The 15,144-nt window shown below is 62.7% G+C and carries 17 protein-coding genes; 13 read left to right on the forward strand and 4 right to left on the reverse strand.

Annotation, left to right across the window (positions count from 1 at the left end; genetic code table 11):
* Positions 1 to 114 precede the first annotated feature (114 nt).
* The 12 genes from nrdR (at position 115) to M5B98_RS19090 (ending at position 8,792) form a co-directional block, all read left to right on the forward strand.
* A complete protein-coding gene (gene nrdR / locus M5B98_RS19035; protein ID WP_003228656.1) occupies positions 115 to 579 on the forward strand; it encodes a transcriptional regulator NrdR in 465 nt (154 codons plus the stop codon).
* Complete coding sequence (gene ribD / locus M5B98_RS19040; RefSeq protein ID WP_248743631.1) at positions 576 to 1,706, forward strand: bifunctional diaminohydroxyphosphoribosylaminopyrimidine deaminase/5-amino-6-(5-phosphoribosylamino)uracil reductase RibD; 1,131 nt, start codon at positions 576 to 578, stop codon at positions 1,704 to 1,706. Before nrdR ends, ribD begins: the two co-directional genes overlap by 4 nt.
* Positions 1,707 to 1,753: 47 nt before the next feature.
* Positions 1,754 to 2,416, forward strand: a complete 663-nt coding sequence (locus M5B98_RS19045; protein WP_085712322.1) for a riboflavin synthase — start codon at positions 1,754 to 1,756, stop codon at positions 2,414 to 2,416.
* Positions 2,417 to 2,432: 16 nt separating this feature from the next.
* The gene (gene ribBA, locus M5B98_RS19050) at positions 2,433 to 3,524 is read left to right on the forward strand and encodes a bifunctional 3,4-dihydroxy-2-butanone-4-phosphate synthase/GTP cyclohydrolase II (protein WP_065259547.1); all 1,092 of its coding nucleotides are present in this window, start codon (positions 2,433 to 2,435) and stop codon (positions 3,522 to 3,524) included.
* Positions 3,525 to 3,615: 91 nt separating this feature from the next.
* Positions 3,616 to 4,092 carry a 6,7-dimethyl-8-ribityllumazine synthase gene (gene ribE, locus M5B98_RS19055; protein ID WP_003228649.1) on the forward strand — a complete coding sequence of 159 codons (477 nt, stop codon included), beginning with the start codon at positions 3,616 to 3,618 and terminating at the stop codon, positions 4,090 to 4,092.
* Positions 4,089 to 4,589, forward strand: coding sequence for a transcription antitermination factor NusB (nusB, locus tag M5B98_RS19060; RefSeq protein WP_085712321.1), 501 nt, complete (start codon positions 4,089 to 4,091; stop codon positions 4,587 to 4,589). Before ribE ends, nusB begins: the two co-directional genes overlap by 4 nt.
* 17 nt (positions 4,590 to 4,606) lie before the next feature.
* The gene (gene thiL / locus M5B98_RS19065; protein ID WP_248743632.1) at positions 4,607 to 5,572 is read left to right on the forward strand and encodes a thiamine-phosphate kinase; all 966 of its coding nucleotides are present in this window, start codon (positions 4,607 to 4,609) and stop codon (positions 5,570 to 5,572) included.
* Positions 5,569 to 6,072, forward strand: a complete 504-nt coding sequence (locus tag M5B98_RS19070; protein ID WP_065259550.1) for a phosphatidylglycerophosphatase A — start codon at positions 5,569 to 5,571, stop codon at positions 6,070 to 6,072. Before thiL ends, M5B98_RS19070 begins: the two co-directional genes overlap by 4 nt.
* A 28-nt stretch (positions 6,073 to 6,100) precedes the next feature.
* On the forward strand, positions 6,101 to 6,835 hold the full coding sequence (locus tag M5B98_RS19075) for a substrate-binding periplasmic protein (RefSeq protein WP_248743633.1): 735 nt from the start codon (positions 6,101 to 6,103) through the stop codon (positions 6,833 to 6,835).
* A gap of 123 nt (positions 6,836 to 6,958) precedes the next feature.
* Complete coding sequence (gene ribA, locus M5B98_RS19080; RefSeq protein WP_248743634.1) at positions 6,959 to 7,576, forward strand: GTP cyclohydrolase II; 618 nt, start codon at positions 6,959 to 6,961, stop codon at positions 7,574 to 7,576.
* Positions 7,573 to 7,992, forward strand: coding sequence for an MFS transporter (locus tag M5B98_RS19085; RefSeq protein ID WP_114885795.1), 420 nt, complete (start codon positions 7,573 to 7,575; stop codon positions 7,990 to 7,992). Before ribA ends, M5B98_RS19085 begins: the two co-directional genes overlap by 4 nt.
* Positions 7,992 to 8,792, forward strand: a complete 801-nt coding sequence (locus M5B98_RS19090) for a cobalamin-binding protein (protein ID WP_248743635.1) — start codon at positions 7,992 to 7,994, stop codon at positions 8,790 to 8,792. The genes M5B98_RS19085 and M5B98_RS19090 overlap by 1 nt, the downstream gene beginning before the upstream one ends.
* Positions 8,793 to 8,795: 3 nt before the next feature.
* On the opposite strand, the gene M5B98_RS19095 is transcribed toward M5B98_RS19090, so the two are convergent.
* The 4 genes from M5B98_RS19095 to M5B98_RS19110 all read right to left on the reverse strand — a co-directional run bounded on the left by M5B98_RS19095 (position 8,796) and on the right by M5B98_RS19110 (position 13,936).
* Positions 8,796 to 10,679, reverse strand: coding sequence for a TonB-dependent receptor domain-containing protein (locus M5B98_RS19095; RefSeq protein WP_248743636.1), 1,884 nt, complete (start codon positions 10,677 to 10,679; stop codon positions 8,796 to 8,798).
* Positions 10,680 to 10,819: 140 nt separating this feature from the next.
* Positions 10,820 to 12,718: a 1-deoxy-D-xylulose-5-phosphate synthase gene (dxs, locus tag M5B98_RS19100; protein WP_248743637.1), complete on the reverse strand. Its 1,899-nt coding sequence runs from the start codon at positions 12,716 to 12,718 to the stop codon at positions 10,820 to 10,822.
* Positions 12,719 to 12,809: 91 nt separating this feature from the next.
* The gene (ispA, locus tag M5B98_RS19105) at positions 12,810 to 13,697 is read right to left on the reverse strand and encodes a (2E,6E)-farnesyl diphosphate synthase (RefSeq protein WP_096820759.1); all 888 of its coding nucleotides are present in this window, start codon (positions 13,695 to 13,697) and stop codon (positions 12,810 to 12,812) included.
* A complete protein-coding gene (locus M5B98_RS19110) occupies positions 13,694 to 13,936 on the reverse strand; it encodes an exodeoxyribonuclease VII small subunit (protein ID WP_007894317.1) in 243 nt (80 codons plus the stop codon). The genes ispA and M5B98_RS19110 overlap by 4 nt, the downstream gene beginning before the upstream one ends.
* Positions 13,937 to 14,300: 364 nt before the next feature.
* Between M5B98_RS19110 and M5B98_RS19115 the strand changes: the two genes are divergently transcribed.
* Positions 14,301 to 15,104, forward strand: a complete 804-nt coding sequence (locus M5B98_RS19115; protein ID WP_248743638.1) for a YfaP family protein — start codon at positions 14,301 to 14,303, stop codon at positions 15,102 to 15,104.
* The last annotated feature ends 40 nt before the right edge of the window (positions 15,105 to 15,144 follow it).

A 15,144-nucleotide genomic window follows, 5' to 3' on the forward strand; every position in this document is an offset into this window, starting at 1 on the left:
AAATGAAATCCATGGATCAAACGATCATGGCAGTCTGTATACCGCAAAGCCTATGGCTTGTCTTGCCACCGGGATGCGCTACCATGGCCCTCCCTTTTTTTGTTGCCAGCCACCATGCACTGTCCCTTCTGCGGTGCCAACGACACCAAGGTCATCGACTCGCGTCTGGTCGCCGAGGGCGAACAGGTGCGCCGCCGGCGTGAATGCCTGGCCTGCGGCGAACGTTTCACGACGTTCGAGACGGCCGAACTGGTGTTGCCGCGCCTGATCAAAACCGACGGCAGCCGCCAACCGTTCGACGAAGAAAAACTCCGCGCCGGCATGCAGCGCGCCCTGGAGAAACGTCCGGTGAGCGTCGAGCGTCTCGAGTCCTCGCTGGTGCACATCAAACACAAGCTGCGCGCCACCGGCGAACGCGAGGTCAAATCCCTCGTGGTCGGCGAACTGGTGATGGCCGAGCTGCAAAAGCTCGATGAAGTCGCCTACATCCGTTTCGCTTCCGTGTACCGCCGCTTCCAGGACCTCAACGAGTTCCGCGAAGAGATCGACCGTCTCGCCCGTGAGCCGGTGAAAGAATGACCGCCGCCGAACAGGCCATCCTCGACGCCCGTTTCATGGCCCGGGCCCTGGAACTGGCGCGCAAGGGGCATTACACGACCCATCCCAATCCACGGGTCGGCTGTGTGATCGTGCGCGACGGGCAGATTGTCGGCGAAGGCTGGCATGAGCGTGCCGGCGAACCCCACGCCGAAGTCCACGCTCTGCGCGCCGCCGGTGAACTGGCCCGGGGCGCCACGGCTTACGTGACCCTCGAACCTTGCAGCCACCACGGCCGTACACCGCCCTGCGCCGATGCGCTGGTGAATGCCGGTGTCGGTCGGGTGGTCGCGGCGATGCGCGATCCCAATCCGCAAGTCGCCGGGCGCGGTCTGCAGCGTCTGGCCGATGCCGGCATCGCCACTGAAAGCGGCGTGCTGGAAAGCGAGGCGCGCAAGCTCAATCAAGGCTTTCTGAAACGCATGGAGCACGGCTTGCCGTTCGTGCGGGTGAAGTTGGCCATGAGCCTCGACGGTCGCACCGCGATGGAAAGCGGCGAGAGCCAATGGATCACCGGCCCTGCCGCGCGTTCGGCGGTGCAGCGGTTGCGTGCCCAGGCCAGTGTGGTGCTGACCGGGGCCGACACAGTGCTGGCTGACGGCGCACGGTTGACCGTGCGCGGCGATGAGCTGGGGCTGGATGCCGAACAAACCGCGCTGGCCCTGAGCCGTCCACCGCTGCGGGTGCTGATCGACGGACGTCTGCGAGTGCCGCTGGATGCACCGTTCTTCAAGGCCGGCCCGGCGCTGGTTGCCACCTGTGTGGCCATCGAAGAACAGTACGCCCATGGCCCGGAATGCCTGATCGTGCCGGGTGATGACGGTCAGGTCGATCTACGCCAATTGCTGATCGAGCTGGCCAGTCGCGGCGTCAACGAAGTGCTGGTCGAGGCCGGCCCGCGACTGGCCGGCGCGTTTGCCCGGCTTGGTCTGGTCGACGAGTTCGTGATCTTCATCGCCGGCAAGTTTCTCGGCTCCACGGCGCGTCCGTTGCTGGACTGGCCGCTAGCCTATATGAAGGATGCGCCGGAGCTGAAAATCACTGAAATTCGCGCGGTTGGCGATGACTGGCGAGTCACTGCAATCCCTGTCTCATCGGCGAGCGTATAATTCCCGGCCATCGCGTTAGCGCTGGCTTCGTTCTCAAGGAGAACCCCATGTTTACCGGCATCATCGAATCCATCGGCAGTATCCGCGCACTGACCCCAAAGGGCGGCGATGTGCGGGTGCATGTCGAAACCGGCAAGCTCGACCTGAGCGACGTCAAACTCGGCGACAGCATCGCAGTCAACGGCGTGTGCCTGACCGCCGTGGAACTGCCGGGTGACGGCTTTGCCGCCGACGTCAGTCGCGAAACCCTCGACTGCACCGCCATGAATGACCTGAAAAGCGGCAGCCCGGTCAACCTGGAAAAAGCCCTGACCCCGACCACCCGTCTCGGCGGGCATCTGGTCAGCGGTCACGTCGACGGTGTCGGCGAAGTGGTCTCGCGCAGCGACAATGCCCGCGCCGTGGAATTTCGCATCCGCGCGCCGAAGGAGCTGGCCAAGTACATCGCCCACAAAGGCTCGATCACCGTCGACGGCACCAGCCTGACCGTGAACGCGGTCGATGGCGCCGAATTCCTGCTGACGATCATTCCGCACACCCTGAGCGAAACCATCATGGCGTCCTACAAGCCAGGTCGCCGGGTGAACCTGGAAGTCGACTTGCTGGCGCGTTATCTGGAGCGCCTGCTACTGGGTGACAAGGCCGCAGAGCCAACGTCCGGTGGCATCACCGAAAGCTTTCTGGCCGCCAACGGCTACCTCAAATCCTGACTGAAGGGGGTGCCTTGTGGCGCTCAATAGCATCGAAGAACTGGTTGAAGACATCCGCCAAGGCAAGATGGTCATCCTCATGGATGACGAAGACCGCGAGAACGAAGGCGACCTGATCATGGCCGCCGAATGCTGCAAGGCCGAGCACATCAACTTCATGGCCAAGCACGCCCGTGGCCTGATCTGCATGCCGATGAGCCGCGAGCGCTGCGAAACCCTGAAGCTGCCGCTGATGGCGCCGCGCAACGGTTCCGGTTTCGGCACCAAGTTCACCGTATCGATCGAAGCTGCCGAAGGCGTGACCACCGGCATCTCCGCCGCTGACCGCGCGCGCACCGTGCAAGCGGCTGCGGCAAAAGACGCGAAAGCCGAAGACATCGTCAGCCCCGGCCACATCTTCCCGCTGATGGCCCAGGCCGGCGGCACCCTGGCGCGTGCCGGTCACACCGAAGCGGCTTGCGACCTGGCGCGCATGGCCGGTTTCGAGCCGAGCGGCGTGATCTGCGAAGTGATGAACGACGACGGCACCATGTCCCGTCGCGCCGAACTGGAAGCTTTCGCGGCTGAGCACAACATCAAGATCGGCACCATCGCCGACCTGATTCACTACCGGATGATCCACGAACGTACCGTTCAGCGGATTGCCGAGCAGCCGCTGGACAGCGAACTGGGCCAATTCAACCTGGTGACCTATCGTGATTCCGTGGAAGGCGACGTGCACATGGCACTGACCCTGGGCACCGTTTGCGCCGAAGAGCCGACCCTGGTTCGCGTGCACAACATGGACCCGCTGCGCGACCTGCTGATGGTCAAGCAGCCGGGCCGCTGGAGCCTGCGTGCCGCCATGGCTGCGGTTGCCGAGGCCGGCAGCGGTGTGGTGCTGTTGCTCGGTCACCCGCTCGACGGCGACGTGTTGCTGGCGCATATCCGCGAAACCGGCGATCAGGCAGCGGTGAAAAAACCGACCACCTACAGCATCGTCGGTGCCGGTTCGCAGATCCTGCGTGACCTCGGTGTACGCAAAATGCGCTTGATGTCGGCACCGATGAAGTTCAATGCGATATCCGGTTTCGATCTGGAAGTTGTAGAATACGTGCCCTCCGAATAATGACCGGTTGTTTCCGGACCCGAATTCGCGGCAAATAAATCACTGAGGGACGCGAAACAGACGCGTCCCGGCTCTTTAAGAGATCTGACGAATGACCCTGAAGACCATCGAAGGTACCTTCATCGCCCCTAAAGGCCGCTACGCTTTGGTAGTGGGCCGTTTCAACAGCTTCGTGGTTGAAAGCCTGGTCAGCGGTGCAGTTGATGCCCTGGTTCGCCACGGCGTGAGCGAAAGCGACATCACCATCATCCGCGCACCTGGCGCCTTCGAAATCCCGCTGGTTGCGCAAAAAGTCGCCCAGAAAGGCGAGTTCGCAGCAATCATCGCCCTGGGCGCGGTCATTCGTGGCGGCACTCCGCACTTCGAATACGTGGCTGGCGAATGCACCAAGGGCCTGGCCCAGGTGTCCATGGAATTCGGCGTACCGGTCGCTTTCGGCGTCCTGACCGTCGATTCCATCGAGCAAGCCATCGAACGTTCCGGCACCAAGGCCGGCAACAAAGGTGCTGAAGCTGCCCTGTCCGCTCTGGAAATGGTCAGCCTGCTGGCGCAGTTGGAGGCCAAGTGATTAGCGACGATAGCGATCGTTTCAACCCGCGCGATCCGAAACCTGCGGATGCCGGCAAGCCATCGAAGAGCGCCAAGCGCCGCGAAGCCCGTCAGCTCGCGACTCAGGCCCTGTATCAATGGCACATGGCCAAGGCTTCGCTGAACGAGATCGAAGCGCAGTTCCGGGTCGATAACGATTTCACCGATGTCGATGGTGCGTACTTCCGCGAAATCCTCCACGGGGTTCCGGCCAACCGCACCGAAATCGACACCGCGCTCAAGCCTTGCCTGGACCTGGCGATCGAAGAGCTGGACCCGGTTGAACTGGCGGTTCTGCGCCTGTCCACCTGGGAACTGCTCAAGCGCGTCGACGTGCCGTACCGCGTTGTGATCAACGAAGGTATCGAACTGGCCAAAGTGTTCGGTTCGACCGACGGCCACAAGTTCGTCAACGGCGTGCTCGACAAGCTGGCCCCACGCCTGCGTGAAGCTGAAGTGAAGGCGTTCAAGCGCTAAAACGCGCTTGAGACCTCATGGGCGAGTTTGAGCTGATCCGCAATTTCTTCGCCGCCGCGCCTTGTGCGCAGGGCGGCGAGGGCGTTGCACTGGGGATCGGCGACGACTGCGCCCTGCTGGCGGTTCCTTCCGGGGAACAGCTGGCGATCTCCACGGATACGCTGGTGGCCGGCGTGCATTTCGCCGATCCCTGCGATCCGTTTCTGCTCGGTCAGCGCTCGTTGGCCGTGGCGGTCAGCGACCTCGCTGCCATGGGCGCCACGCCCGTCGCCTTTACCCTTGCCCTGACCTTGCCGACGGTGACCGCCGATTGGCTGCAAGCCTATGCCCGTGGTTTGAACCGCATGGCGCAAAGCTGCAGTGTGGCGCTGGTCGGCGGTGACACGACGCGCGGGCCGTTGAGCCTCACCGTCACCGTGTTTGGTCGTGTCCCGGCCGGCCTGGCCCTGACCCGTAGCGGCGCGCAGTCCGGCGACTTGCTGTGTGTCGGCGGTGAATTGGGCAATGCCGCTGGCGCCTTGCCGCTGGTGCTTGGCCAGCGTGACGCCGAGCCGCACATCGGCCAGCCGCTGCTCGATCACTATTGGTCGCCGCAACCGCAACTGGCTCTCGGTCAAGCCCTGCGCGGCAAGGCCACCTCGGCGCTGGATATCTCCGATGGCCTGCTCGCCGATTGCGGCCATATCGCTCTGGCTTCGAAGGTTCGCCTCGAAGTCGAGCGCGAGCGTCTCCCGCTGTCGGATGCGCTGGTGGCGTTTCTTGGTCAGCGCGGTGCCGAGCGCGCGGCGTTGAGCGGTGGCGATGATTACGTGCTGGCCTTTACCTTGCCGTCCGTCGAATTGCCGGCGCTGCTGGCCGATGGCTGGCCGATCCATGTGATCGGGCGTGTGGCAGAGGGGCAGGGCGTGCTGCTGCTGGACCGCGAAGGGCATGACATCACCCCGCAAATCCGGGGTTATCAACATTTTCAGGAGTCACCGTGACAGATCACCCGAAACAGGTTCCCGGCGAATTCGTTCCGCCGTCGGTCTGGCGCAACCCCTGGCATTTCATCGCGTTCGGCTTCGGTTCCGGCACCTTGCCGAAAGCACCGGGCACGTGGGGCTCGTTAGTTGCGCTACCCTTTATTCCGTTGTGGCAGATGTTGCCCGACTGGGGCTACTGGCTGATGCTTGGAATCACCATGCTGTTCGGCTTCTGGCTGTGCGGCAAGGTGGCCGACGATCTGCGGGTGCACGACCACGAGGGCATCGTCTGGGACGAGATGGTCGGGATGTGGATCACCCTGTGGCTGGTGCCGGAAGGCTGGTACTGGCTGCTCGCCGGGTTCCTGATGTTCCGCTTCTTCGACATTCTCAAGCCATGGCCGATCCGTTGGATCGACCGGCATGTGCATGGCGGCGTCGGCATCATGCTCGACGACGTGCTGGCGGGCGTGTTCGCCTGGCTGGCAATGCAGGGTCTGGTGTGGATTTTCGCCTGATTTCAAGGCGTGGATGAGGGACACAGGGATGGCTCGACGCGGGTTGGCGATACTGTTTTTTATCCTGCTGGGTGCGGTTGCCCATGCACAGGATGCGCCGCCGTCGGTCATTCACCTGGCCAGCGAAGACTGGGAAGATTACACCGCCGCCGATGGCCACGGCCTGGGCTGGGACGTCCTGCGCAAGGTGTTCGAACCGGCCGGCGTGACCCTGGACATCCGCACCGTGCCGTACACCCGTTCGGTGGGCCTGGTGCAGTTGAAGGAAGTCGACGCGCTGGTCGGCTCCTATCGCGGCGAGGCCGAGCAGGTTCTGTATCCAAAATGGAACTTCGATTCCGACCACATCTACGCACTGGGCCTTGCCAGCAATCCGGCACCGACCGAGGCCACCCTCGGCAAATACCGGCTGGCCTGGGTGCGGGGTTATCGTTATGAGACCTACCTGCCGAACATCAAGCGTTACAACCAGATCGAACGCCGCACCGGGATCCTGTCGATGCTCAAACAGGGGCGGGCGGATTACTACATCGACGCGCTGACGGAAATCGAAGCGGTTGTGAGAAATGCCTCCGACCCTTCGCAATACCGTTACTCGCATCTGGCTGAGTTGCCGCTGTACCTCGGCTTTGCCGACACACCTCAGGCCCGTGCGCTGATGTCGATCTACGACCAGCGCATGGATCAACTGGTGAAAAGCGGCGAATTGAAGCCCATCTTCGAACGCTGGAAACAGCCGTATCCGTTCGACCGGGGGCAATGAAGGCAGGCCAGTCATCAAACTTTTTGATCGTTATGGCCGATAATTCAGCCTAAGCGTCTGCCGGAACCTGCTGTTACAATGCCGCCCAGCGAATCTCGGACTTTTTAGATCAGGAGCACACCGGTGCCTGTCGTTTTTGTCGCCGCTTCCAAGCTGCCAACGCCTTTTGCGCAATTCACCATGCACGGTTTTCTCGATGAAGCCACCGGCCGCGAGCACGTCGTGCTGAGCCTGGGTGAGATTGCCGACGGTGCCCCGGTACTCGGCCGGTTGCACTCCGAATGCCTGACTGGCGATGCCTTGTTCAGCCAGCGTTGCGACTGCGGCTCGCAACTGGAGGCCGCCCTCAAGGCGATCGCCCGTGAAGGCCGTGGCGTGTTGCTGTATCTGCGTCAGGAAGGTCGTGGCATTGGCCTGCTGAACAAGATCCGTGCCTACGAATTGCAGGACGGCGGCGCCGATACCGTTGAAGCCAACGAGCGTCTGGGCTTTGCCGCCGACCAGCGTGACTACGCCATGTGCCTGCCGATGCTCGAGCATCTGGGCGTGAAATCCCTGCGCCTGATGACCAACAACCCGCGCAAGGTCAAAGCCCTGGCCGACATGAACATCGTCGTCGCCGAGCGCGTGCCGCTGCACACCGGCCACAACCCGCACAACAAACTCTACCTGGCGACCAAGGCCAGCAAGCTCGACCATATGATGGGCAACGAACATCAGGGCGAGGTAGACCGGGCGTGACCCGGGGTCAGGTGCGCCGCCGCCTGTCGGTCGCCTGGTGGAAATACCTGGCGCTGGCACTGGTGCCGCTGTTCGTGCTCAACGCCGTATTCGGCGAGAGCGAAGCGATCATGCCGGTGCTGGCGATGCCGTTGTTCATTGCCGGTGTGGCCTCGATGTTTGTCAGCCTGAAGTTCTTCGGCCGCTACAAGCATGCGCTGATCGCCACGCAAAAGGCCCTCGATACCCCGGATGAACCCGCTGCCTGGATTGCCCTCGCGGCTCGTCGTCGCACTGCGTTTCTGGCGGCGGGATTACCGGCGTGGATTGGCGCACTGGCGGTGTTCGTCGGCCTCGAAGCGGTGCCGTTGATGCTGCTGGCGTTGTCCACGGCGGTGCTGTTCTACCTCTACCGTATCCCGCGTCAACTCGGTTGATGCGTCGTCTCTGGCTGGCGGTTCTGCTGCTGGCCGTCAGCAGCGAAACCCTGGCCGCCCTGCGGGTGGTCAGTCTCGCGCCATCCCTGTCTGAAATTGTCGTGGAGCTGAATTCGGCCGATCTGCTGGTGGGCGTGCTGGATGCCGGTGACCGGCCGTCCGCGATCAAGGATGTGCCTTCGGTGGGCCGTTACGGCCAGCTCGACATGGAGCGGCTGCTCAGCCTCAAGCCTGATTTGTTGCTGCTGTGGCCCGGCAGTGTCGGCCCGGCTCAGCGCGATCAGCTCAAGCGCCTGAACATCCCGACCTTCGTTGCCGAACCCCACAGTTTCGAGCAGTTGACCACGCAGATCGAAGCCATCGCGACACAGCTCGGTCGTCCTGAACGCGGGGTTGAGCGGGCGGCCGAGCTGCGACTGAAACTCGATGAGCTGCGCCAGCGCTATCGACGGGAAGCGCCGCTGCGGGTGTTCTATCAAGTCTGGGACAAGCCGCTGTACACCATCGGCGGCGGGCAGATCATCAGCGATGCGCTTGAAGTGTGCGGCACACGCAATGTGTTTGCCGACCTGACGCTGCCGGCGCCGCAGGTGAGCATCGAAGCCGTTTTACAGCGTGATCCCGAAGTGATTCTGGCCGGCGACCAGCCACAACTGAATGCGTGGAATGCCTGGCCGCAGGTGGCGGCGGTGAAGCACAGGCAACTGCTGTTGGTCACCGATAAAGGTCTGGAGCGTCCGAGCGGGCAGATGATCGAGGCGACGGCCAAGCTCTGCCAACTGATCGCGCCAGACCGCTGAGCGCTAGAGCTGTGGTGTCCAGGTCACCCCGAACATGAACGCTCGGCCTTCCTCACGATAGCCATACTGACTGTCGTCATGGCTGTACAGCGCCCGGCTGTAACCCTTGTCCAGCAGGTTATCCACCTTGAAATCCAGTTTGATCTCACGGTCCAGCGCCCAGCTGCTGCGCAGTCCCAGTAACGCATAACCACCCAAAGGCTGCTGATTTTTCAGGTCGTCATAACTGCTGCTGACGGCCTGCCAACTGGCGCCGAGGCCGAGGCGATCGAATTGCCGATCCAGATCCCAGCTCATGGTGCGACGGGCACGGCGCGCCAGGGTGTGGCCGGTGTCGCGGTCGCGAGGATCGATGATTGCCACGCCGAGGTTGCTCTGCCAGCCGAACAGGTCCTGTTTCAGCGCTGCTTCGAAGCCGTTGATCCGTGCCGAGGCGACGTTTTCCGGGCGTGAGTTGCTGCCGAAGATGATCGCGTCTTCCAGATCGGTCCGATACAGCGACGCTTCGAGGCGGCTGCTGTCGCTCAACTGGCTGCGCCATTGCAGCTCGTAGCTTTTCGAAGTTTCCGGTTTCAGGTTCGGGTTGCTGAAATCCGGGTAATACAGGTCATTGAAGGTCGGCGCGCGGAAGCCTTCGCTGTAGCTGAGCAACAGATCGTTGTCCGGGTTGACCGGCAACGTCAGCGTGCCGCTCCAGCTGTTCTGGCCGCCGAACTGCTGGTTGTCGTCACGGCGCAGGCCCAGTTCAGTGGAGAAACTGTCGGCCTGGAAGCGATGCTGGATGAACGCGGCGCGGTTCCAGCGGCTGTCCTCGTCGAACGCGGTGCTGCTGTTGACCCGGTCTTCGTACCAGTCGCCGCCGAGGATCAGGCTGTTGCGTGCATCGAGGGTCAGGTCGTTCTGCCAGGTCACCGAGTCGCGGTAGGTGTTGAATACCGAGCGTTCGTCGCTGAGCTTGTCGAAGGTTTTTTCACGGTTTTCGCTGTGGCCGAGTTCCAGGCGCGATTTCCAGCGCTCGTTGATCCGCGCATCGATGTAGCTGCTGAAACTGCTGACAGCAAAATCGCTGTAGGGCTGTTGCTGGACGGAGTCGAAGGTGACCGGGTCAAAGCGCCCGAACGGGTTGTCGAACTCGCTTTTGCCACGGTTATCCAGCAGGTTGGCGCCGACTTCGATGTCATCGGTCAGCGCATGGCTGAGGCTCAGGCTGATGGATTTGTTGCGGTAGGCATCGTGATCGCTGTCGCTGGGGTACGACTCGTGGGTGCGGTCGATCCCCGCGGTTTCATCGAGGCTGGCGCCGAGGTTGAAGCGGGTTTTCTCATCGCCACCGGACAGGCCGACACTGCGCTCCCAGGTCTGGTTGCTGCCGAAACCGACATGCATTCGCGGCTGCAAGCCTTGCTCAGCGCCGCGCCGGGTGAAGATCTGAATCACTCCGCCAATCGCATCGCTGCCGTAAATCACCGAACGCGAACCGCGCAGCACTTCGACGCGTTCGATCTGCTCGATGTTGAGGTGCTGCAGGTTGCTGTCGCCGGACGTCGAGTTGCCGATGCGCTGGCCATCGACCAGCACCAGGCTCTGCGCCGATTGTGTGCCACGGATGTAGACCCCCGGCAGACTGCCGCGCCCGCCGGTTTGCGCCACTTGCACGCCGGGTACCCGTTGCAGCAGGTCGGTGACGCTGCTTGGTTGCAGGCGCTCGATGTCTTCGCGGGTGAATACAGTGTTGGCGGCGCTGCTGTCGTTGCGCGCTTCCACCTGGCGGTTGGCGCTGATCAGCACGTCCGGCAGCTTCAGGGCCTGATCGCGCTCGAAGGTGTCGGCGAGGGCGTTGGTGGTTGGCAGCAGGAGAAGGGGCAGGGCGAGGCGCGAGAGGTTCATCGGCAGTCCATTGATCTTTCAGGTGTACACAAATCAAATGTGGGAGCGGGCTTGCTCGCGAAGACGGTGTGTCAGTCAACTCGTTATCGACTGATCCGATGCCTTCGCGAGCAAGCCCGCTCCCACATGGGCATTGCGTTTTACTTGTTGAGCAGCTCCAGGCGCTCACGCACCGCCGCTTCGATCCCGGCCTCGTCCAGCCCACACTCGGCCAGCATCTGCGCCGGTTTGGCGTGCTCGACGTAAATGTCCGGCAAGCCCAGGTGCAGCACCGACTTGAGAATGTTCTCGCGGGCGAGGAATTCGCTGACCGCACCACCGGCGCCGCCCATGATCGCGTTCTCTTCGATGGTCACCAGCAGGTCGTGGCTGTTGGCGATTTCACGCACCAGCGCTTCGTCCATCGGTTTGACGAAGCGCATGTCGACCACGGTGGCGTCCAGGGTTTCAGCGACGTTCAGCGCTTCGGCCAGTTGCACGCCGAAGACCAGCAGGGCGACCTTGCTGCCCTGACGTCGAACCACGCCTTTGCCGATCTCGATCGGTTCGAGGTTCTTCTCGATGGTCGCGTTCGGGCCAGTGCCACGTGGGTATCGCACCGCCGCCGGACCGTTGTACAGGTGACCGGTGGTGAGCATCTTGCGCAGTTCGTTTTCATCGCTCGGGGTCATGATCACCATGCCCGGAATGCAACGCAGGAACGACAGATCGAAACTGCCGGCGTGGGTCGGGCCGTCTTCGCCCACCAGACCGGCGCGGTCGATGGCGAACAGCACATCGAGGTTCTGCACCGCAACGTCATGCACCAACTGGTCGTAACCGCGTTGCAGGAACGTCGAGTAGATCGCCACCACCGGTTTCGCGCCTTCGCAGGCCATGCCGGCCGCGAGGGTCACGGCGTGCTGCTCGGCAATTGCCACGTCGAAGTAGCGCAGCGGGAAGCGTTCGCTGAACGCCACCAGGTCCGAGCCTTCCTTCATCGCCGGGGTGATGCCCACCAGACGCGGGTCGGCAGCGGCCATGTCGCACAGCCACTCGCCGAACACACCGGAATACTTCGGCCCGCCGGCCTTCTTCGGCGCAGCGGCCGGGGCGTCCAGCGGTTCGAGCTTGGTGATGGCGTGGTAACCGATCGGATCGACTTCCGCCGGGGCGAAGCCTTTGCCTTTCTTGGTGACGATGTGCAGGAACTGCGGGCCCTTCAGATCGCGCATGTTGCGCAGGGTGGCGATCAGGGTCGGCAGGTCGTGGCCGTCGATCGGGCCGATGTAGTTCCAGCCCAGCTCTTCGAACAGGGTGCCGGGAACCAGCATGCCTTTTGCGTATTCTTCGGTGCGACGGGCGATTTCCCAGGCGCCGGGCAGGCGCGACAGCACTTTCTTGCTGCCTTCACGCATGCTTGCGTAGGTGCGGCTGGAAAGGATCTTCGCCAGATAGTTCGACAGACCGCCGACGTTGCGCGAGATCGACATGTCGTTGTCGTTGAGGATCACCAGCATGTTGGCGTTCACTTCCGGCGCATGGTTCAGCGCCTCGAAGGCCATGCCGGCGGTCAGCGCGCCGTCGCCGATCACGGCAATCGCCTTGCGATCGCTGTTCTGCAGGCGGGCGGCGATGGCCATGCCCAGCGCGGCACTGATCGAGGTGCTGGAGTGGCCGACGCCAAAGGTGTCGTACTCGCTCTCGGAGCGGCGCGGGAAGGCGGCGATGCCGTCCTTCTGGCGCAGGGTTTCCATGCGCTCGCGACGACCGGTGAGGATCTTGTGCGGATAGGCCTGATGACCAACGTCCCACACCAGCCGGTCGTCCGGGGTGTCGAAGACGTAATGCAACGCGATGGTCAGCTCGATGACACCCAGGCCGGCACCGAAATGCCCACCGGTCTGGCCGACCGTGTAGAGCAATTCCAGGCGCAACTCATCAGCCAGGGTTTCCAGCTCGGCTTCGCCTAACCGGCGCAGGCCGTCCGGCGTGTTCGCGCGGTCGAGCAGGGGCGTGGTCGGGCGCTTGCGGGGAATCTCATGGAACGTCGTGGGCATCAGGCGAATCGTTATAGGTATAAAAGATGCGGCAGTTTACCTGATGCATCGTCCCCTGCCCACGCGTTGGTCTTTTTTGGCTGATTAGCCTTTAGTTGCGTCGGTCGACGATATACCGGGCCAGATCGCGCAACGGCTCGGCAGCCGCGTCAAACGGTCGCAGCGCGTGCAGGGCCTGATCGCGCAGTTCCAGGGCATAGGCCTTGGCGGCGTCGAGGCCGAGCAGGGCCGGGTAGGTCGGCTTGTCGCGGGCAATGTCCGCACCCTGGCGCTTGCCGAGGGTTTCGGTATCGCTTTCGACGTCGAGGATGTCGTCCTGCACCTGGAACGCCAGGCCGATGGCCTGTGCATAACTTTGCAGGGCCTTGAGTTCATCCTTCTCGGCGCGGCCGCTGGCCAGGGCGCCGAGCTTGACGCTGACTTCGATCAGCGCGCCGGTCTTGTGCCGGTGCATCTGTTCGAGGGCTTTCTGATCGAGCTTCAGACCAACCGAGCCGAGGTCGATGGCCTGGCCGCCGACCATGCCGGCCGGGCCTGCCGCGTGCGCCAGTGCTGTGACTTGTTGCAGGCGGATATCCGCGCTCAGGTCGCTCAGACGCGGGTCGAGCAGGGCGCTGAACGCCAGGCTTTGCAAACCGTCGCCGGCGAGGATCGCGCAGGCTTCATCGAATTTCTTGTGAGTGGTCGGCTGGCCGCGACGCAGATCGTCGTCGTCCATCGCCGGCAAATCGTCGTGTACCAGCGAGTAGGCGTGGATCAGCTCCACTGCACTCGCCGCGCCGTTGGCCTGCTCGGCCTTGCCGCCAAGGGCTTCGCACGCGGCGTAGGCCAGCAGCGGGCGCACGCGTTTGCCGCCGTTCATCACGCTGTAGCGCATCGCTTCGTAAAGCCGCGCCAGTTCCGGCAGCGGTGCATTGAACAGGGTTTCCAGTGCCGCATTGACCCGCGCCTGACTGGTCGCCGAATACGCCGCGATCATTCTGGCTGATCCGCGTCGAAGGGTTCCTCGGCCAGCTCGCCATCGCGTTCCAGCAACACCTGGACCTTCTGCTCGGCCTGGGCCAGCGCTGCCTGGCAGTCACGGGTCAGACCAATGCCCTGCTCGAAAGCGGTCAGCGAGTCTTCCAGCGACAATTCACCGTTCTCCAGACGCTCGACCAGTGTTTGCAGGTCGGCGAGGGACTGTTCGAAATCCAGTGCAGCTTTTTTGCGGGCCATGGCGGCTAATTCCGGTTGACGTTAAACCGGCGCGACACTAGCAGATAGGGGGTTTATGGGCAAATGAGCGGCGGTTTCACGGCCATCCCGGGCGGATGGGAAACGGGTTTTGAACGTGATGGAAATTATTCGGCTCATTTCGTGAGCCGAATAAGTCCGCTATTCGGCTCACGCCTCGTAAATCTGCGTGATTCCTACCGCATTTCAAGACGTATCCGATTGTTAAAAAACTGCCGAATCGCTAACCTTCGCGCCTTCTACGACCCGACAGTCACGGGTCTTTCAGACGAAACGCAGTTTTCACCGCTGTGAAGTACCGAGGATCGGGTGCAAGGTTTCGTTCAGGCATGGCAGGAGGCATTACATGCGTTCACTTCTTTTGCTGCTGATCGGCCTGGCCTGCGCGCCGGCGCTGTGGGCTGCGCAGACCAACCCGATCAGCGCCGAGATGTCGGAACCGGTGGGCGGCTGGCGCTACAACGGCTTGCTCGACCGCAGTGAAAATCCGCAAGTCGCCTATCCCACGCCGCCCATCGATCGCGGCATCCAGCGCAATCGCACGATGATCCAGGGCCAGCTCAAGGCCATCGGCAATCAGCGTGGGCCGCACACCCTGGCGGTCAACGGCAATCCGCTGAACCTGTACACCGACGACGATGGGCGTTTTGCTCGGCCTTATGCGTTCGGCGCAGGCTCCAACAGCGTCGAAGTGCGCAGTGCCGAAGGCCAGTCGCTCAAGCGCGTTCAATTCTATGAGGCGAACAACCTGCGCACACCGGCGCGAATTCGCGTGGTGCTGGGCTGGGACGATCCCAAGGCCGAACTCGACCTGCACATCATTACCCCGGACGGCCAGCATGCGTTTTTCGCCCACACGGCGTTGACCAACGGCGGCGGTCTGGACCCGGACGGCGTCGACGGCCCCGGTCCGGAAATGTTCACCATGACTGCGCCGCTGCATGGCACCTATCTGGTTTACGTCAACTATTGGGGCAACTTCGGCGACGGCGGCTATAACTTCGAGGAGGCCAGCAACCAGAACGAGGTCATCACCTCGCAGATCACGCTGGTGCTCAACGAAAACACCGTCGACGAAAAACGCGAAACGTTCATCGTGCCCCTGCGGGCCATCGGTGATCTGCTGCTGGTCAAGACTTTCAACTATTAAGCATCCCGCACCACGGATGAACTGCCGAGCTTTGGGAACA

Origin of the sequence: Pseudomonas sp. MWU12-3088 (genome assembly GCF_023242405.1) — a bacterium.
Lineage (GTDB): Bacteria > Pseudomonadota > Gammaproteobacteria > Pseudomonadales > Pseudomonadaceae > Aquipseudomonas > Aquipseudomonas kribbensis.

Coding starts and splice junctions, on each gene's coding strand:
- M5B98_RS19110 (WP_007894317.1), bottom strand. CDS start 13,936: ATGGCCCGCAAAAAAGCTGCACTGGATTTCGAACAGTCCCTCGCCGAC.
- M5B98_RS19095 (WP_248743636.1), bottom strand. CDS start 10,679: ATGAACCTCTCGCGCCTCGCCCTGCCCCTTCTCCTGCTGCCAACCACC.
- ispA (WP_096820759.1), bottom strand. CDS start 13,697: ATGATCGCGGCGTATTCGGCGACCAGTCAGGCGCGGGTCAATGCGGCA.
- M5B98_RS19090 (WP_248743635.1), top strand. CDS start 7,992: ATGCGTCGTCTCTGGCTGGCGGTTCTGCTGCTGGCCGTCAGCAGCGAA.
- nrdR (WP_003228656.1), top strand. CDS start 115: ATGCACTGTCCCTTCTGCGGTGCCAACGACACCAAGGTCATCGACTCG.
- dxs (WP_248743637.1), bottom strand. CDS start 12,718: ATGCCCACGACGTTCCATGAGATTCCCCGCAAGCGCCCGACCACGCCC.
- thiL (WP_248743632.1), top strand. CDS start 4,607: ATGGGCGAGTTTGAGCTGATCCGCAATTTCTTCGCCGCCGCGCCTTGT.
- ribD (WP_248743631.1), top strand. CDS start 576: ATGACCGCCGCCGAACAGGCCATCCTCGACGCCCGTTTCATGGCCCGG.
- M5B98_RS19115 (WP_248743638.1), top strand. CDS start 14,301: ATGCGTTCACTTCTTTTGCTGCTGATCGGCCTGGCCTGCGCGCCGGCG.
- ribE (WP_003228649.1), top strand. CDS start 3,616: ATGACCCTGAAGACCATCGAAGGTACCTTCATCGCCCCTAAAGGCCGC.
- M5B98_RS19045 (WP_085712322.1), top strand. CDS start 1,754: ATGTTTACCGGCATCATCGAATCCATCGGCAGTATCCGCGCACTGACC.
- M5B98_RS19075 (WP_248743633.1), top strand. CDS start 6,101: ATGGCTCGACGCGGGTTGGCGATACTGTTTTTTATCCTGCTGGGTGCG.